At 63.5% G+C, this 16,739-nt stretch carries 19 protein-coding genes; 3 read left to right on the top strand and 16 right to left on the bottom strand.

Annotation, left to right across the window (positions count from 1 at the left end; all coding sequences use genetic code 11):
* Positions 1–282, top strand: a 282-nt coding sequence (locus ABI213_RS23615; RefSeq protein ID WP_348028929.1) for a hypothetical protein, incomplete at its 5' end; no start/stop codon positions are given.
* A gap of 152 nt (positions 283–434) precedes the next feature.
* Here ABI213_RS23615 and ABI213_RS23610 read toward each other — a convergent pair.
* The 15 genes from ABI213_RS23610 to ABI213_RS23540 all read right to left on the bottom strand — a co-directional run bounded on the left by ABI213_RS23610 (position 435) and on the right by ABI213_RS23540 (position 13,716).
* Positions 435–1,394, bottom strand: coding sequence for a DUF4143 domain-containing protein (locus ABI213_RS23610; protein ID WP_348005028.1), 960 nt, complete (start codon positions 1,392–1,394; stop codon positions 435–437).
* Complete coding sequence (locus ABI213_RS23605) at positions 1,358–1,633, bottom strand: AAA family ATPase (RefSeq protein ID WP_348005026.1); 276 nt, start codon at positions 1,631–1,633, stop codon at positions 1,358–1,360. Before ABI213_RS23605 ends, ABI213_RS23610 begins: the two co-directional genes overlap by 37 nt.
* An 84-nt stretch (positions 1,634–1,717) precedes the next feature.
* Positions 1,718–3,187, bottom strand: coding sequence for a sensor histidine kinase N-terminal domain-containing protein (locus ABI213_RS23600; RefSeq protein WP_348028927.1), 1,470 nt, complete (start codon positions 3,185–3,187; stop codon positions 1,718–1,720).
* Positions 3,188–3,288: 101 nt separating this feature from the next.
* Complete coding sequence (locus ABI213_RS23595; protein ID WP_348006680.1) at positions 3,289–4,095, bottom strand: anti-sigma factor; 807 nt, start codon at positions 4,093–4,095, stop codon at positions 3,289–3,291.
* The gene (locus ABI213_RS23590; protein ID WP_348028925.1) at positions 4,092–4,640 is read right to left on the bottom strand and encodes a sigma-70 family RNA polymerase sigma factor; all 549 of its coding nucleotides are present in this window, start codon (positions 4,638–4,640) and stop codon (positions 4,092–4,094) included. Before ABI213_RS23590 ends, ABI213_RS23595 begins: the two co-directional genes overlap by 4 nt.
* 52 nt (positions 4,641–4,692) lie before the next feature.
* Entirely contained in the window at positions 4,693–6,114 is a 1,422-nt protein-coding gene (locus ABI213_RS23585; protein WP_348006682.1) for a YncE family protein, read from the bottom strand.
* Between the two features lie 160 nt (positions 6,115–6,274).
* Positions 6,275–6,625: a DUF305 domain-containing protein gene (locus ABI213_RS23580; protein ID WP_348006695.1), complete on the bottom strand. Its 351-nt coding sequence runs from the start codon at positions 6,623–6,625 to the stop codon at positions 6,275–6,277.
* Positions 6,626–6,877: 252 nt separating this feature from the next.
* Entirely contained in the window at positions 6,878–7,318 is a 441-nt protein-coding gene (locus tag ABI213_RS23575) for a nuclear transport factor 2 family protein (protein WP_348006683.1), read from the bottom strand.
* Entirely contained in the window at positions 7,315–8,076 is a 762-nt protein-coding gene (locus tag ABI213_RS23570; RefSeq protein ID WP_348006684.1) for an SDR family NAD(P)-dependent oxidoreductase, read from the bottom strand. The genes ABI213_RS23575 and ABI213_RS23570 overlap by 4 nt, the downstream gene beginning before the upstream one ends.
* Before the next feature lie 64 nt (positions 8,077–8,140).
* Positions 8,141–8,674, bottom strand: a complete 534-nt coding sequence (locus ABI213_RS23565) for a DUF3833 domain-containing protein (protein WP_348006685.1) — start codon at positions 8,672–8,674, stop codon at positions 8,141–8,143.
* Positions 8,671–9,915 (bottom strand): MFS transporter, encoded by a 1,245-nt coding sequence (locus ABI213_RS23560; protein WP_348006686.1) that lies wholly within the window; start codon positions 9,913–9,915, stop codon positions 8,671–8,673. The genes ABI213_RS23565 and ABI213_RS23560 overlap by 4 nt, the downstream gene beginning before the upstream one ends.
* Complete coding sequence (locus ABI213_RS23555; protein ID WP_348006687.1) at positions 9,912–10,361, bottom strand: chalcone isomerase family protein; 450 nt, start codon at positions 10,359–10,361, stop codon at positions 9,912–9,914. Before ABI213_RS23555 ends, ABI213_RS23560 begins: the two co-directional genes overlap by 4 nt.
* An 86-nt stretch (positions 10,362–10,447) precedes the next feature.
* On the bottom strand, positions 10,448–11,692 hold the full coding sequence (locus tag ABI213_RS23550; protein WP_348006688.1) for a cyclopropane-fatty-acyl-phospholipid synthase family protein: 1,245 nt from the start codon (positions 11,690–11,692) through the stop codon (positions 10,448–10,450).
* A gap of 9 nt (positions 11,693–11,701) precedes the next feature.
* Positions 11,702–12,436 carry a DUF1365 domain-containing protein gene (locus ABI213_RS23545; RefSeq protein WP_348006689.1) on the bottom strand — a complete coding sequence of 245 codons (735 nt, stop codon included), beginning with the start codon at positions 12,434–12,436 and terminating at the stop codon, positions 11,702–11,704.
* Positions 12,433–13,716: an FAD-dependent oxidoreductase gene (locus tag ABI213_RS23540; RefSeq protein WP_348006696.1), complete on the bottom strand. Its 1,284-nt coding sequence runs from the start codon at positions 13,714–13,716 to the stop codon at positions 12,433–12,435. Before ABI213_RS23540 ends, ABI213_RS23545 begins: the two co-directional genes overlap by 4 nt.
* A 459-nt stretch (positions 13,717–14,175) precedes the next feature.
* Here ABI213_RS23540 and ABI213_RS23535 point away from each other — a divergent pair, with 459 nt between their 5' ends.
* A complete protein-coding gene (locus ABI213_RS23535; protein WP_348006690.1) occupies positions 14,176–15,042 on the top strand; it encodes a ferritin-like domain-containing protein in 867 nt (288 codons plus the stop codon).
* Between the two features lies 1 nt (position 15,043).
* Here ABI213_RS23535 and ABI213_RS23530 read toward each other — a convergent pair whose 3' ends face one another.
* Positions 15,044–16,246 carry an HD domain-containing phosphohydrolase gene (locus ABI213_RS23530; protein ID WP_348006691.1) on the bottom strand — a complete coding sequence of 401 codons (1,203 nt, stop codon included), beginning with the start codon at positions 16,244–16,246 and terminating at the stop codon, positions 15,044–15,046.
* Positions 16,247–16,314: 68 nt separating this feature from the next.
* On the opposite strand from ABI213_RS23530, the gene ABI213_RS23525 reads away from it, so the two are divergent.
* Positions 16,315–16,739, top strand: a 425-nt coding sequence (locus ABI213_RS23525; RefSeq protein WP_348028923.1) for an adenylyltransferase/cytidyltransferase family protein, incomplete at its 3' end; no start/stop codon positions are given.

Genomic DNA, 16,739 nt, shown 5'->3' with positions numbered 1-16,739 from the left:
TGGCAGTTACAAGAAAACGTGCCGGGGGAATTCCCGTACACTGCGGGCGTGTTCCCGCTCAAGCGCGAAGGCGAAGATCCCACCCGCATGTTTGCCGGTGAAGGCCTGGCCCTGGCGCAGTGCATGGGGCTGGACGTGCTGTTTCTGCTGCGCCGCGCTGGCAGCCTGGTGGAGCTGGGGTTGGGCCGGTTTGGCGCGTCCGCCGCGCTACCGGACAGCTTCTCAAGCGACATTTCTGGCAGGGGCGTACATCGCAGTACGCCGATGGTCCAGGTGAGATAAGGCTCGGCCAGGAGCCCCCGTGCGCGGCCAATTACCTCCAACAGCGATTTGGTGCCCGACAACTGGCTGAAAAACGCCGTAGACCGCCCGAGTCCGTGCTGTTACAGACCGCAGGGAGTTATGCAGAGCACCCCCACGTCACAAACACGTTTTTACTGCCAGAGCAGCGACACCGGCCCCGCGTGCAGCTTCTCGTCAAACGGCGTGATCCGGTCGTGGTCGTGCAGCACCAGGCCCTGAATGAACTTGTCACCCACGGCCTCTTGCAGTTGGCGCAGGCCGCGCAGGTCTTGCGGGCGCACGGTGGCCGAGGCCTTGACCTCGATGCCGATGACGCGCCCGCGCCGGTCTTCGATGACCAAATCCACCTCGTCTTGCTCCTTGGTGCGAAAGTGCGAGATGCGCAGCCGCCGGTCCGACCAGGTGGTGAGCTTGAGCACCTCGGACACCACGAAGTTCTCCAGCAGTGGGCCATAGCCTGTGCGGTCCTTTTGCAACTGCGCCGCGTTGGTGTCGCGCAGAGCGGCCAATAACCCGGTGTCTAAAAAATGCAGCTTGGGGGTCTTGGTCAGGCGACTGACCGCGTTGTGAGACCAGGGTGGCACCAGCCGCGTCAGAAACAAGCGCTCCAGAATGCCCGCGTATTTTTGTGCCGTGGGCGCGGTCAGGCCCAGCGCGGCGCCAAAACTGCTGTGGTTGACCAGTTGCCCGGCGTGGGCGGCCAGCACCTCCAGCAGGCGCGGCATGCGGTCGAGCTGGTCGATGTTGGCAACGTCGCGCACATCGCGGGCGAGGATGAGCGCCACGTAATCCTGCAGCCAGGCCTGGCGGCGGCTGGCCTGCGTGCGCCGCAGCGCTTCGGGGTAGCCGCCCTTGAGCACGCGGTCCATCAATGCGTTGCCCACGGCGGGGCTGTCCACGCCAGGCAGCCCATTGCCGTCGAACAGCCGCTCCAGCATATCCCCCTTGGTTCCAGCCAGTTCGGACTGGGCGAACGGGAGCAGGGTGATGACTTCAAGTCGGCCTGCCAACGAGTCGGCCACGGTGGGCAAGGCCATGAGGTTCGTGGATCCGGTCAATAGAAAGCGGCCGGGTGCCTGGTCTTTGTCCACGCTTTCCTTGATGGCCAACAGCAGATCGGATGCGCGCGTGCCGCCGCCAGCGTGGCCGGGTCGTCCAGTGTGAGGTAGGGTCGGCCGCTGTTGGCATACAGCCGGGCCAGCGTCGTCTTACCCGCCTGCCTGGGTCCGACCACCAGCACCACCCGGGTGTCTTGCAGGGCCGTGGCAATTCTGCGTTGCACATGGCGGGCGATGGCGGGGGTAGAGGGGATTGGAATTTCAGTGTTCACGCACAAAGCCAAACGTCAAAAAGATCTGGCCAATTAAAACCAAAATTCTGACCAATTGAAAATAAAAACTTGACTGATTGAAAATCAAACAACCCCCGCCTGCGCAAACCGCACGGCCACCCGCGTACCCGGCGGCGAAACACCAGGATGGGCATCTTCCAAAGTGACTTCGGCGCTGTGCTGGCGGGCGATTTCCTGGACGATGGACAGGCCCAGGCCGGAGCCGTCGGCTTCGGTGCCCAGGGCGCGGTAGAAGGGCTGGAAGACCATCACACGCTCGGCTTCGGGGATGCCGGGGCCGCTGTCTTCCACCTGCAGCAGCACGCTGGGGGTGGCGCGGCCGATGGGGCTGATGGGGCCGATGGGGGTGTCCGTATCGGCCAGCACGCGGGCGGTGATGATGCCGCCCGCAGGCGTGTAGTTGATGGCGTTGTCCACCAGGTTGCGCACCAGTTCCTTGATCAGCGTGGGGTTGACGTTAATTTGCACGCCGGGGCTGCCGGGCTCGGCTCCGTCGTAGCCTAGGTCGATGCGCTTTTCCAGCGCGTGGGGCACCGAGTCGCGCACCACGTCCATGGTCAGGCGTGCCATGTCGCAGAGCTGCAGGCTCAGGCTGACGCTGCCGTTTTCGGCCCGGGCCAGGGCCAGTAGCTGGTTGACGGTGTGGGTGGCGCGCACGCTGGAGCGGCCAATTTGCTGCAAGGAGCGTTTGAGCTCTGCGGTGCTGGTGCCTTCGCGCTGCGCCAGATCGGCCTGCATACGCAAACCGGCCAGCGGGGTTTTGAGCTGGTGCGCGGCATCGGCCAGGAAGCGTTTTTGGGTGGCGATGGAGTCCGTAAGTCGGTCTAGTAGGTCGTTGACGGACGAGACCAGCGGCGCGACTTCCAGTGGCACGGCTTTTTCGTCCAGCGGGCTCAGGTCGTCCGAGGTGCGGGCGCGTATGCGATCTGCCAGGTTAGTCAGAGGCTGGATGCCGCGCGCCAACGCCAGCCAGACCAGCAGCACGGCCAGCGGCAGGATGACGAACTGCGGCAGCATCACGCCTTTGATAATTTCGGCCGCCAGCACCGAGCGCTTTTCGCGCGTCTCTGCCACCTGCACCAGGGCCAATGGGTTGCCTGGTAGGTCCAGGCTGACCCACAGATAGGCCACGCGCACGTCCAGCCCGCGCATCTCGTCGTCGCGCAGATGCACCGGGCCTTCGGCGGGCTTTTCGTCGGGCGGTGGCAAAGGCAGGTCGGTATCGCCGCTGAGCAATTCACCACGTACACCGCGCACCTGGTAGTAGACCTGGTCGGAGTCGTCGGCACGCATGAAGTCGCGGGCGGGCAGGGGTAAGTTGAAGTGCGCCTGGTGCGGCTGGGACACCACCAGCAGCTGCGACAAGGCCTGCACGTTGTACTCCAGCGCCCGGTCAAACGGCTTGCCCGCAATGCCCTGGGCCACCAGCCAGGTCAGCGCCAGGCTCACCGGCCACAGCAGCAGCAGGGGCGTGAGCATCCAGTCCAGGATTTCGCCGAACAGGGAACGTTGCTCGCGCTGGAAGATTTTCACGGCTGTGGCTGGACGTAATACGGCATCCAGCCATCTTAGTGCGTGTTGATGGTCTGTTAGGGGTGCCTAATAAGACCATCAAAACATCCTGGAACCTGGGGTCATCCTTTCAGGTCTAGGCTGATCTGGCGCCGTATTTCGTCGGCCAGCGGGTGCAGCACCTCGGCACGTTTGGTGCCCACAACGCCGTAGCCCAAGCCCTGGTCAGCCCAGGCGTAGCCCGTGAATTTCCCCTGAATGTGCTTCATCATGGGCGTGTCTTTGTCCACCGCCATAGGCCGTACCAACAGTGATAAACGAACACCTTGCGGATCGTCGTACATGAACAGGCCTGCAGGCCCGTGTTCGGTGGCCACAAGCCGGCCACCAATGAAACGGTAACCGGCAGGAGCGAGATCGGGAATGGCGACCTTGCGCCCCAGCCGCGAGGACACCCATTCCACCAGCTCGGCGCGCTGGCTCGCCCCCATTTCCACCGGTCGCAGGGTGTCTGCTGCATAAACTTGGTAGCTGCTGCTGGCTTCGCGTGCCAACGCGGCAATGCCCGCATCTGTGCCATAGGGCACACCATCCCGCAAGGACCAACCGGTCGTACCACCGATACCCAGTGCCAGTACCACGGCAGCGGCCATACCCCAGGGCCAGGGCCAGCGCGGGCGCGTCTGGTGCAGGTCCAGCATGCGTGCTAGGTTCAGCGAAGATGGCAATGGCTCTTTCACAATCGGTGACAGCATGTCGCGCAAGGCTTGGCGGTGCGCGCTAAAAGCCGCGACTTCGGCTGCGGCCTCGGGGTGCAGGGCCAGATAAGCTTCGACCTCGCTGCGGTGTGCGGGCTCCAGCGCGTTGTCCACGTAGGCATGCAGTTCTTCTTCCAGTACCGGACGCATATCTACAGGTTGTTCGCTCATTTCAGCCTCCGCAAGGTCGTGCGTTTCGCTGGGTGGGTATCCGTAGGGGATGGCATATCGATCTCTCCATCCATCATGGCGCGAATGCGTTGGCGTGCACGGGCCAGCCGAGACATCACGGTGCCGATGGGAATCTCTAGTGTGGCAGCCGCCTCGGCATAGGACATGTCTTCCACCGACACCAGCAGTAGCACGCTGCGCTGATCTTCAGGCAACTGGTCCAGTGCCCGCATCAGCTCCTGGTGCCTTACGCGGTGTTCTTGGGGTGCGGGGGTGCTCATGTCGGCTTCGTCCATTTCTTCCAGCGCCAGATGCAGGCCACGCCGTGACTGTTGGCGCAATCCGCGCATGGCCAAATTGTGGAGGATCGCAAACACCCATTGCCGGGTGTCTTTCGCGTCGCGCCGCTGCATCCAGTGGCTGATCACACGCTCCAGGCAGTCTTGCACCAGGTCGTCCGCAACGGCGCGGTCGTGCAGCAGCGCCCGTGCGTAGCGGCGCAACGCGGGAATCATCGGCTCCACCAGCTGGACCAGGTCTTTCATCGCTTGGCTCAGATGCAGCGGCACCGCCTGTGGTGGTGCCGCCGGGTCACTATCAGAGAGCTTGCACCTGCACCGGAGCGCCGGGCTTGCCGTCCACCCGAGGTGCAATTACCAGGTAGCGTCGTGGGTCGTTAGCGCCGCCCGCCCCTTCCACCTGCTGGCGAATGGGCCCAATTGCGTTCACCACGGCAGCCCCCGCCGGATTGCTCATAAAGTTGGCCAAAGGCTGCAGCATACCGCTGCCATCCGGTTTTTCAGCCAGCGCCAGCACATACGGGCGGCGCGGCTCCAAGCCCGATGCAGATGCCTGCACCACCTGCAGCAGCCCCTGGTCAAACAAAGACACGTTGGTCGGCGCGTTTACCGCCACCACCGGCTTGCCGCCCTGCAGGTGCACCAAGGTCAAGTGCGCCACCTGGCTGGCCAGGCCCAGCGGCTCCAGAGCTTGCGTGCCATCACCGGCGTCGGCTGGCACCGCGTTTGGCACATAGGCAATCGCTTGCGGTGCTTGGCCTACCGGCACATTGGCCACCACGGTGTTGCTGGCGGTGTCAATCACGGCCAGTGCGTCGGCGTTCTCTAGCCCCACGTACATGCGTGTGCCGTCACCGGACGGCCAGATTCCGTGCGGGAGCTTGCCCACAGGGATGGTCGCCACCTGGGAAAAATCGTCGGTGCGGAACACTTTCACCACATTCAAGCTGCCGATGGTGACATAGGCAAAACTGCCTTTGGTGTTGTTTATAAAGTTAACGTGATTTGTTAATGGACCGGTGTCAAAAGACTTGATCACGGCAAACGGCGGCTTGGCATCAAGCACCATGGTGCGGCCTATATCCTTCAAAGTCATCCAGACCTGCTTTCCATCGGGCGACGCCGCGATGTTGGGGCAGAAAGGGCTGTCTTGTTTGACCCGGCCCACGATCTGGTGCGTGGCGACCGACACCACTACCGTTTCGGGGTTGAACGAAGAGCAGATGTAGCCGTACTGGCCATCGGGCGAAAAAATCTGCATGCCTGGGCCGGACGGGGTGGTTATGCGGGTCTTCTCGGCATAGGTGGCGGTGTCAATCACCGACACATAGTTTTCCCCGCGCACCGTCACCCACACCTCCTTGCCATCCGGCGTAAAAAACGCCTCGTGGGGTGAGCGTCCAAGGTAGGTGGTCTTCTTTACCGCATTGGTTGCGGTGTCAATGAAGGTGACTGCATTGGACCCGACCGGCACCACCGCCAATGTGCGGTGGTCGGGCGAGAAGCCCATGCCATGCACCAGCACCTGGCCACGGTACAAAGGGCTCAAATTGCTGGGCGCGGGGTCGCCCAGGCGTATCACGCCCAATAGCTTGTTGTCCATCGGATCGGTCACCGAAACGGTGTTGGAAAACTGTTCGGCTGCGTAGATCCGGTCGCGGTGGCTGATAGGGATGTTGGCATCCGATGCCGCGCCAGGCGCCTGGCCGGCGCATGCCATTGCGCCAGCCATTGAAAGTGCACTGAACAGTAGCATTTTGGGGAGTTGGTTTGGCTTCATATTCGTTACAGAGTAAGAGTGGAACAAGTTGCAAATCACCGAGCTTGCAAGCCGGTGCAGACATGCCGGATGGCGTGAATAAGGTGTGCCGCCGCGTTTGTTAGTTGCGCGCAGTTTGGGTTGGTGCAGGCGCCGATGGCGGCAGCGGTTCGTCCAGCGCGAGCCGCATCGCTGCAATCTCCTGCAGCTGTTCCACAATGATTTCTTGGGCAATGCGGCGCAGTTGTTCGTTGCTGCCATAGCGCAGCATCGCCTGCGCCATGTCGATGGCGCCCTGGTGGTGTGGAATCATCATCGCGGCGAAGTCGCGGTCCACGCTGCCCGAGGGCGCCACACTCATGTCGGTCATCATCTTGTTCATCGCCGTATCGTTCTCGGCGGCAAAACCGGCCTGGTCGCCGCTGCCGGTGGAGCAGATCGACATGAATACATAGCGTGCGGCTTTGCGCACCGAGTCGGGCTGTGTACCGAGTGCGGCAAAGGCAGCAGCGCAGCCCGCCACAGCGAGGACAGAAATGGCCGGCACGCTGTAGCGGCGCCAGTGGCTGAGAATTTTGATCACGTGGATGGCCCTAAAAAGCGGATACGGCCCTATGCCGTTATGGGGGTAGACCCCCCAGCCGACGCTTTATTCCAACCACATTGAAAATTTCTTGAATTGTGCCCAGTCGGCTTGCGGATCACCTCTACCCTAGCGGGCCTATCAGCTGTTGGCGCGGTGTTTCAGCCAACGCATCAGCCCGCCCACCACCGGCAGCTTTTCGTACAGCTCTTCCGCCGCGTCCCAATAGTCGCGGTGCAGGGTGATGCGGCCCTCCGCGTCCAGTTGCAAATGGCTGCCGCCGTGGATGGTCTGGTCGGTGCCGGTGGCGAAGTTCTTGAAGCGGAAGTGGAAGTCCCAGGTCAAAAAGCACTGCGGGCCGCTGGCGATGCGCCCCACCACCACAAAGCGCGGGGCTTGCAGGGCGGTGAACATGTGGGTGTAGATGCCTTGGATGGCGGGCAGGCCTTGCACGTCTTTGAACGGGTCTTTGAAGCGGGCGTTGGCCGCATAAAAGTCGCCGCAGCGGGCCACGGACTGCGGGGTCAGCGACTCGAAAAACTGGACGATGCCGTCGATGGAGGGGTTGCGTGGGTCGCTCATAGCCCGGTCATCCGGCGGATGGCGGGGAAGTAGATGCGGTAGGGCAGCATCGCCAAAAACTTCATCCAGTAAGTGAAGCGCTTGGGGAAGTGGATTTCAAACTGGCCCTGCGCCCAGCCGCGCAGGATGGCGCTGGCGGCCTGCGCGGGGGTGATAAGGGCGGGCATTTGGAACTCGTTTTGCGCGGTGAGCGGGGTTTGCACAAAGCCGGGGCAAATCAGGCTTACGCCAATGCCGCTGTCATGCAAATCCAGGTACAGGGTTTCGGCCAGATTGATGAGCGCGGCCTTGGTAGGGCCGTAGGCCAGGCTTTGCGGCAGGCCGCTGTAGCCGGCCACGCTGGCCACCAGGCTGATGTGGCCGTAGCCCTGGCGCCGCAGGATGGGCAGCACGGCATCCAGCATGTGCAGCGCGCCCACGTAGTTGACCTGCAGGTGCTGCTGCATCTCGGCCAGGCTGAACTCTGTGGCGCGCTGGGGGCGGTAGTAGCCTGCGCAGTACACCACGGCGTCCAGCCGGTCCAAAGAATCTGCGGCGGCCCGCACGGCAGCCGGGTCGGCAGCGTCCAGCGGCATAGCTTGCGCGCCGGGGTGCTCGGCCACAAAGGCATCCAGTGCGGCAGCCTGGCGGGCCGACACCACCACCTGCGCGCCCTGGCCGTGCAGCAGCTCTGCGGTGGCGCGGCCAATGCCGCTGGACGCGCCTATCAACCATACGGTTTTGCCGCGCCAGTCGCTGAGGGGGGGATTGAGTGCCATGCTTATTGCTCTATTTTTAATAGTTGCCAGCGCACGTGCTATCTGCGCCAGAGGCCGATTTGGCTTAACGTTTGGTGAAAGACAAGGTGACATCACCCAGGTGCACGCCAAACTTGGCCATGGCGGTTTTGTTGATCAGGATCTTGTCGGTCACGAGGTACATCCAGTCGTCCATCTGCACGTTGTAGACCGAGCCGTCCACCGGCAGGGCCAGGGTGTACTTCCAGTGGAAGGCGTTGCCGCTTTCCTCGCCCAGGGCCGGGCCGACCACGTCGTCGGCCCGGCCGCTGTAATGGCCATCGGCCTCGCGGTGCAGGCGCCAGATGCGCTTTTGGGTGGTGCCGTCGGAGTAGGTGAATGACTCGTCGAGCACGCCGTCGTCACCGGTCCAGCTGCAGACCATCAGCACGGTGAAGCGCTTCACAACCTTGCCCGAGCGGTCGGTGAACACACCGTACGCGTCCAGCGTGCCGTTGAAGTAGCTGCGCAGGTCCAGCTTGGGGGTTTGGCCCGCGTAGTCGGCCACCTGGGGGCCTGCGCAGCCAGAGAGAGCGGCCACAGCGGCACCAGTGGCGAGTAGGAGTAGGCGGCGTTTCATAGAGAGTCCTTGGGGCGAATGATGAGCAGGTAGAGGGCTGCTGCCGCCGCCAGCTTCAGGACGCAGGGCAGCAGGCAGTAGGTGGCCGTGAGGGCGTTGAGCGCAGCGGCATCCTGCGCGCCGGGCGTGTAGCCAAAGGTGGCCAGCATCGGCAGGGCCAGCCCGGCGGCCAGGGCCAGGTTCAGCTTGGTGGCAAAGTTCCACCAGCCAAAGTACAAACCCGCGCCGCCTTGTTTTTGGGCGATGCCTGCCAGCAGCGCGCTGGGCAGGGCCAGGTCGGTACCCAGGGCGATACCCGAGGCAGCGCAGACGACCAAAAACGCCGTGCTGTCGCCCGCGCCCAGCAGGGACGCACCCACAAAGGCCGCCACCGCCACCGCCATGCCCACCAACCAGGTGCGCGCCAGCCCCAGCCGGGGCACCAGGCGCAGCCACAGCGGAATCGACAGTGCAGCGCACAAAAAATACGTGGCCAAAAACAGCGGTTGCAGCGCCTGGGCGGCCTGCAGCCGGTCTTGCACAAAGAACAGCACCAATGTGGCAGGCACGGCGCTGGCAATGCCGTTCAACATGAACACGCCCAGCAGGCGGCGAAACGCGGGGTTATGCAGCGGCAGCCACAGCGCGGCGCGGGTCTGGGGCGGGCTTTGCGGCACGGGTGCGATGGCGCGGGTCCAGGCCAGCCAGCCCAGGGCCAAGGTGCCAGCCAACAGCGCCACCGTGGTGGGCAGACCCAGCAGCACCGGGGCCACGCTGGCCGTCACCACGCCGACCAGGCCCAGACCTTCGCGCCAGGCAACGATGTGGCTGCGCTGGGCCTCGGTGCCGCCCAGCAGCCCGGCCCAGGACTGGTGCAGCACGCCCAGGGTGCTGTAGGCGGTGTAAGTGACCACCAAGAGGGCGGAAACCCAGAGCAGCAGATGGTCTTGGGTGGCGGGGAAGAACAGGCCCCAAAAGCCCAGCGCCATCACCACCGCCGCGACCGCCGCGACGCCCAACACGGCACGGGGCGAGCGGGCAAACAAGGTGTCGCCCCAGCGGCCCAGCAGTGGATCGATGATGCCGTCTAACAGGCGCGCGCCCAGCAAAATCTGCCCCAACACGGCCAGCGGCACGCCCAGCGTGGTGGCGTAGTGGTTGGGCAGCACGACATACAGCGGCAGCGCCACAAAAGCCATCGGCAGGCCCATCAGGCCATACGCCAGGCCGTTGCGGGCGGTGAAGGCCGCGGCAGCGTTCATGGATTGCCCGCCAGCAAGGCCTTGCGCATGGCGGGCTCGGAGGTTTGGGGCGACAGCCAGATGCCAAAGAACAATTTGGCAAAGTCGCCGTCGCTGACCTCGCCGCTGGGCTGGCCGTTGAAAAGGAAACGGGCAGTGCGGGTTTGCGGCAGGTAGATGCCCAGGATGCGGTCGCCTTTTTTGACATCGGGAATGGCGGCTTCCAGCTTTTGCTGCCAGGCCTTGGCCTGCGCGTCCGAAATGGGTGCGCTGCGGCGCATCTCGTCCAGCGAGCGGCGGGCGATGTCGGTGCGGCTGAAATCGCGCAGGTAGGTCAGCTCCAGCGCCAGGGCGGAATCGGCATAGCGCGTGGCCTGGAAGCCGGGGGCGGTCCAGAGCTGGGCGTCGTAGATGTCAAAGCCCCAGACCTTCAGCCGGGTGCTGCCCACCAGCGTGGCCTGCGGCACGGCAGCGGCTACGTCGGTGGGTACATCGGCCGCCCACAGATTTAAACAAAATAGGCCGCTGGCGCAGATTACACCTGCGCGGGCAGCTATTTTTTTAATAGCGTCGGCTTGGCCAAGGTGTATTGCACGAGATTGATGTTGCCCTTGTCGAAGGCAGCTTCGCAGTAGGCCAGGTAGAACTCCCATAAACGCATGAACCTTTCGTCGAAACCGAGTTGCAGCACCTGGGTGCGGGCGGCCAAAAACTTGTCGCGCCAGCGGCGCAGGGTTTCGGCGTAGTCGGGGCCGAAGGCGAATTCGTCCACCACTTCCAGCCCGGCAGCGGCGGCCTCGCGCTTGAATTCACGCGGACACGGCAGGCAACCACCGGGGAAGATGTACTGCTGGATGAAGTCGGTGCTGGTGATGTAGCGCTCGAACAGGCTGTCGGCGATGACGATGCTCTGGATGCAGGCGCGGCCACCGGGCTTGAGCAAACGGGCCACGGTTTGGAAGTAGGTGGGCCAGTATTCGCGGCCCACGGCTTCGACCATTTCGACCGAGCAAATCGCGTCAAACGGTGCGTCCTGGATGTCCCGGTAGTCTTGCAGGCGCAGGTCGGCGCGGCTGTCCACCCCCAGGCGCTGCATGCGGGTGTTGGCAAAGGCGAGTTGTTCGGTGCTCAGGGTCACGCCGGTCACGCTGGCATCGAATTCGGTGGTGCCCATCTCGGCCAGCGCGCCCCAGCCGCAGCCTATCTCCAGTACCCGGTCGCCGGGCTTGACTTGCGCCATGGCCAAGGCGCGGCGGACCTTGGCGTTTTGCGCCTCGCGCAGCGGCTTGTCCAGGTCGCCCTCGAACCAGGCCGACGAGTAGTTCATGCTGCCGTCCAGCCACAGGCTGTAGAAGGCGTTGCCCAGGTCGTAGTGGGCGTGGATGTTCTTCTGGCTGTTGGCCTTGGTGTTGCGGTTGAGCAAATGCTTCATGCGGTACCACAGGCGACCGACCCAGTTGCCGTAGATCACGTCTTCGATCTCTTGCCGGTTGCAGATGAAGACGGTGAGCAGGTCGGTCAGGTTGGGCGTGGTCCAGTCGCCGTCGATATAGGTTTCGGCCACGCCAATGTCGCCGGATTTGAGGGCCGCCGAGCAGACATTCCAGTTCTTCAGCGTCATGGCCGCCGTGGGGGCATCGCCGTGCTGCTGGTGGTTGCCAAACACGTGCAGGCTGCCGTCGGGCAACTGCATGGTGATGCTGCCGTGGCGCAGGCGCTGCAGCAGCTTCAAAGCGGTGCGCACGGCGGCCGGGGCATCGCTGGGCACGGAAAAACGGGGGGCAGTGGTGCTGTTCATGGCGTGTCTCTATCTCGTCACAAAGTCTTTGGGCGGCAGGGGTTTGCGGAAAAAATGCACACGCTTGCGCCACAGGCGAAAGGCCTGCCAGTGGATGCGCGCCACCACGCCCAGCGTCATGGCCGGGTAGCGCCACAGCGCGTGGCGGATGCTGGCGGGGGTGATGGGCTGTAGCGTGCCGCTGACGCTGGTTTCAATCAGCGCGCCCTGCTGGTCGTCATAGTCCACGCGGGCCACGGTGCGGTCACCGGTGCGCATGAAGCGGAAGCGGTAGCCGCCTTCGACCGGGCAAAACGGGGAGACGTGGAATACCTTGGCCGCCGTCAGCTCGATGCCATAGCGGGGCTGGTCCAGCACGTAGCAGTGGCGCTCGCCAAAGGTGTTGTTAACCTCCACCACGATGGCCCGCAGGCTGCCATCCAGGCGGTGGCAGTACCAAAAGCTGACGGGTTTGAAGGTGTGGCCGAAGACGCGCGGGTAGCAATGCAGCCAGATTTCGCCCTCGGCGTCGGTGATGCCTTCGCGCTGCAGCAGGGCTTCCATCCAGGCCAATGCGCTGCCTTGGCCGTCGCCGTGGTCCGCATCATAAAAGCTGAGGGCCGCGCGGCGGTTGATCGCCAGTGGGGTGCTGCCCAGGTTGCGCATAGGTAGCATCAAAAAATAGGTGGGGTAGGCAAAGGCGTGGCGCACCGGGCGCAGCCGGGTGTGGCGGACCTGGCCGAAACCTATTTGGGCCGTGTTCATGCCCCGGCCTTCAGCAATTCGGCCACCGCCAAACCGGCTTTCAGGCCGTCTTCATGGAAACCGTAGCCCATCCACGCGCCGCAGAAATAGGTGTTCTGCTGGCCTTGCAACGCGGGCATGCGCTGCTGCGCGGCGATGGCGGCGAGGTCGAGGACCGGGTGTGCGTAGTCAAAAGTGCCCATGACATGGGTACGCGGGATCTCGCGGGTTGGATTCAGCGACACCACCACCGGCTGCGCCCAGGGCAGGGGCTGCAGCTTGTTGAGCCAGTAGTGCAGGCACACGCGGGCGGATTCGGTGGCAGTGGCGGGCGCGCGCTCGTAGTTCCAAGCGGCCCAGGCGCTGGGGTTGCGCGGCAGCACCGAGGCGTCGGTGTGCAGCACGGCGCGGTTGGCGTGGTAGTGGATCGCGCCCAGCGTGGCCTGTTCGGCTTCGGTGGGGGCGGCCATTAGCGCCAGGGCCTGGTCGGAATGGGTGGCCAGCACCACTTTGTCGAAGCGCTCGGTGCGGGCAAAGCCGTGGTGCTGGCTGGTAATAAACACGCCGTCTGGCTTGCGCTCGATGCGCTGCACGGGGCTGCTCAGGCGCTTGTCGGCAATGTGGGCGGTGATCTTGTCCACGTAGTGCCGTGCGCCGCCAGTCACCGTCCACCACTGGGGTCGGTTCAGCACCTGCAGCAGGCCGTGGTTATGGCAAAAGCGCACCATGGTGGCCACCGGGAAAAGCAGCATCTGGGCGGTGGGGCAGCTCCAGATGCAGCCCATCATGGGCAAAAAGTACCAGTCGCGGAAGGCCGTGCCGAAGCGGTGCTGCTCCAGGAACTCGCCCAGCGGCTGGGCCAGGGCGGCATCGTTTCCTTCTAGTGCCAGTTGGGTAGTGATCTTGTTGAACCGCAGCAGGTCGCGCAACATGCCCCAAAAGCGCGGGCTCCACAGGTTGCTGCGCTGGGCGAACACACTGGCCAGGGTGCTGCCGCTCCACTCCACATAGCGTTCGCCGGGAATTTGGGCGGAAAACGACATGTCGGTCTTGGAGGTAGCCACATCTAGCTGGGCCAGCAGGGCGATCAGCTGCGGATAGGTACGCTCATTGAAGACCAGAAAGCCCGTGTCGACGCCATGGGTAACCGGGCCGTCGGGCGTGGGCAGGGTGATGTCTACGGTGTGGGTGTGGCCGCCGAAGTAGCTGCCTGCCTCGAACAGCGTGACATCGGCTTGGCCTTGCAGGCTGTGCGCCACCGCCAAGCCGGAGATGCCGGAGCCGACGATGGCCAGCTTCATGCGGCTGGACATACCGCGGAAAGGAAAGTGGCGGCGAAGCACCCCGATGCGAACGAGGGAGTGAGGGAGGAGGAGAACCGCCCCGGGGTTGTGTGCCTGCACGCAGTGTGCGGACGGCTTCGCTGCCAGAAAAAAGTGTGCGTCCCATCGGTCGCTATGCTGGTACAGACAGGCCTTGACCGCCATAAGTTCCCAGCCCGCGCCGCAAGACGGGGGTAAAGGAATGTGAAGTACGGGATAGATGGAAAGCACATATGGCGATAATATACCAATCAGTCACTTTGTGACCAACAAGTTTTATTTACTCTACCGATGTGCCAGACTGCCACCCTTCTGTCATAAAGAATCGGAATGACCGCCTAAAATGAAACATTGCGACTTGCACAGCGCCTGGCGGGAAGGGCTTGAATCCGCACGGGACGGTGCTGCGTATAGTCTTAGGTGTTACGAAGGATTGCCATGCTCTACCCTGAACTTTTCAAACAACTAGAAGCGGTGCGCTGGAACATGGACAAAGATGTTCCATGGGACGCGTTTGACCCGGCTCTGCTCTCGGACGAGCAGGCGCAAACCATCAAGATGAACGCCATCACCGAGTGGGCGGCCCTGCCCGCCACCGAGATGTTTTTGCGCGACAACCAGGACGACAGCGACTTCTCCGCCTTCATGTCGATCTGGTTTTTTGAAGAGCAAAAGCATTCGCTGGTGCTGATGGAGTACCTGCGCCGCTTCCGCCCCGAGCTGGTGCCTACCGAGCAAGAGTTGCACGACGTGCGTTTCGAGTTCGACCCGGCCCCGCCCATGGAAACGCTGATGCTGCACTTTTGCGGCGAGATCCGGCTGAACCACTGGTACCGCCGCGCCAGCGAATGGCATTCGGAGCCGGTGATCAAGAACATCTACACCAAGCTCAGCCAGGACGAAGCCCGCCACGGCGGTGCCTACCTGCGCTACATGAAGCGCGCCATTGCCAACACCGGCAACGATGCCCGCAGCGCCTTCACCAAGGTCGGCGTGCTGATGGCCAGCGCCCGCCGCACCGCCCAGGCGCTGCACCCCACCAATTTGCACGTGAACGAGAGTCTGTTCCCGCGCGACACCGTCCAGAGCCGCCTGCCCGACCCTGCGTGGCTGGAGCACTGGCTGGACACGCAAATCAAGTTTGATGCGGTATGGGAGGGTAAGGTGGTCGATCGCATCTTGCACAACCTGAGCCTGCTGATGGACCGCAGCTTCAAGACCGTGCAGGAGCTGAACCGCTACCGCAAGGAAGTCAGCAAAGAGCTGGCAGCAGAACTGGACTCCACAGTTCCCGCCGCCACCTGAGCTAGATCAGCGCCAACAGCTTTTCAAGCTGCACCTGCACCTTCACCTCCCGGTGCGGCACGTGAGCGATGATCTTGGTGGTGGGCATATTGGTTTCGCGCACGATCATCTCGCCCCGGGGAGAGCCGTCGCGGTTGACGATCACCGCCACACGCGGGGCCGTCGTGTTGGCGCCGCGGCGTATCACCACTGCCACCTCGCCATTCGCCAGCCGCACATACACTCCCGGTGAATACACGCCCACGGCCTTGATCAGGGCCGCGCCCGCCTGGTCCACATGCTGTTTTTCGTCGAAATAGCAGGCCTGCATGGCGGCATTGGGCGGCATGGACAAGCGGCCCACCCGCGGGGACAGGCGGGCGATAAAGGTGTCCGCCCGCTGCAGCAGCCGGGCTAACCGCATGGCCACGGTTTTGGTCTCCAGCGGGCCGGGCGCGCGGTCATGGTGGTGGCGCACCGCCAGCAACCAGTCTTCGTTGTCCACGCCCATGGCCGCCAGCATATTGAAAGCACGCTGCGCATGCTGCTCCACCTGGTCGATTTGCTTGGCGGTCAAGCCCTGGTTTTGCACCGTCAACTCGTCTTGCAACGCCGTCATGGCGATGTTCATGGTCAGCGCAGCCATGCCCAGTGTGGCATCCTGGTCGGACGGCCAGTTCAGCACCTCGCGCGCGGCCAGACTGCACACCACATAGACCAGCATGGCGTGGGTGGCGCTGTACATCTGTACTTCGGTAGCCGACAAATGCATCAGCGCGCACAGCGTGGCATCGGGGTGGTGCTCCACCAGGGTGCGCAGCTCGGCGTAGAGCTTTTCCAGCCGCGGCAGAAACTGCTCGCCCTGCGGGTCGCGCAGCAGGCCATTGGCGCGGATCTGCAACGCGGTCCAGTCGGGGATGCCGGTGCCCTCGGTCGCCACCGTCTTGTCCAGGTCGGAAGCCGCCAGCTGCATGTCGGCAATGTCGCCCAGCGGCACCTCGGAGCGCACCATGTCGTACAGCTTGCCGACGTAGGCACGGTGGTTGTCGGCGGCATCCACATCCACGCACAGTGTCATACCGCGCGAGGTCCAGTAGGTGATTTCTTCGCGCTCGGAAATGATGTAGCCCTTGTGCGCCAACAGCACACCCTGTTCATTGCGCAAAGCAAACGGCAACGGTTGCCCGAGGCGCAGCGTAGAAATGTTGACGGCAATGAGGTTCATGTATCTAAGAGTATCCATTTAAACATCGGCAAAGCAACGGGCTTTTTAAGGGCTGCTAGCATTTGTGCATGACCGACACCTTAGCCCCTCCCGCATTTTTGGCCAAAATCTGCAGCCGTGCCGACGCACCGGCCCGGCTCGCCCACCTGCCCCGCCCCTGGGTGTTTACCAACGGCGTGTTCGACATCCTGCACCGCGGCCACGCCACCTACCTAGCCCAGGCCCGGTCACTGGGCGGCAGCCTGATCGTGGCGCTGAACAGCGATGCCTCGGCCCGCCGCCTGGGCAAGGGCCCAGACCGCCCGTTAAACCCCGAAAACGACCGCGCCGTGCTGATGGCCGCGCTGGAGTCGGTGAGCCTGGTCACCTGGTTCGACGAGGACACGCCGCTGGAACTCATCACCGAGCTGCACCCCGACACCTTAGTCAAGGGCGGTGACTACGACATGCAAAAGCTGGCCGAAACGGCCGTGGTGCAGGCCTACGGCGGCAC

This window comes from Rhodoferax sp. (assembly GCF_039922535.1).
Lineage (GTDB): Bacteria > Pseudomonadota > Gammaproteobacteria > Burkholderiales > Burkholderiaceae_C > Rhodoferax_B.
Note: the sequence above shows the minus strand (reverse complement) of the source record. Positions and strands in the feature narration are given on the sequence as shown.

Bases quoted from the DNA above. Each gene is read 5' to 3' on its own strand.
- ABI213_RS23530 (WP_348006691.1), bottom strand. From the start codon at position 16,246: ATGAACCTCATTGCCGTCAACATTTCTACGCTGCGCCTCGGGCAACCG.
- ABI213_RS23560 (WP_348006686.1), bottom strand. From the start codon at position 9,915: ATGAACGCTGCCGCGGCCTTCACCGCCCGCAACGGCCTGGCGTATGGC.
- ABI213_RS23585 (WP_348006682.1), bottom strand. From the start codon at position 6,114: ATGGCATGCGCCGGCCAGGCGCCTGGCGCGGCATCGGATGCCAACATC.
- ABI213_RS23570 (WP_348006684.1), bottom strand. From the start codon at position 8,076: ATGGCACTCAATCCCCCCCTCAGCGACTGGCGCGGCAAAACCGTATGG.
- ABI213_RS23535 (WP_348006690.1), top strand. From the start codon at position 14,176: ATGCTCTACCCTGAACTTTTCAAACAACTAGAAGCGGTGCGCTGGAAC.
- ABI213_RS23565 (WP_348006685.1), bottom strand. From the start codon at position 8,674: ATGAAACGCCGCCTACTCCTACTCGCCACTGGTGCCGCTGTGGCCGCT.
- ABI213_RS23545 (WP_348006689.1), bottom strand. From the start codon at position 12,436: ATGAACACGGCCCAAATAGGTTTCGGCCAGGTCCGCCACACCCGGCTG.
- ABI213_RS23540 (WP_348006696.1), bottom strand. From the start codon at position 13,716: ATGAAGCTGGCCATCGTCGGCTCCGGCATCTCCGGCTTGGCGGTGGCG.
- ABI213_RS23575 (WP_348006683.1), bottom strand. From the start codon at position 7,318: ATGAGCGACCCACGCAACCCCTCCATCGACGGCATCGTCCAGTTTTTC.
- ABI213_RS23595 (WP_348006680.1), bottom strand. From the start codon at position 4,095: ATGAGCGAACAACCTGTAGATATGCGTCCGGTACTGGAAGAAGAACTG.
- ABI213_RS23590 (WP_348028925.1), bottom strand. From the start codon at position 4,640: ATGAAAGACCTGGTCCAGCTGGTGGAGCCGATGATTCCCGCGTTGCGC.
- ABI213_RS23550 (WP_348006688.1), bottom strand. From the start codon at position 11,692: ATGAACAGCACCACTGCCCCCCGTTTTTCCGTGCCCAGCGATGCCCCG.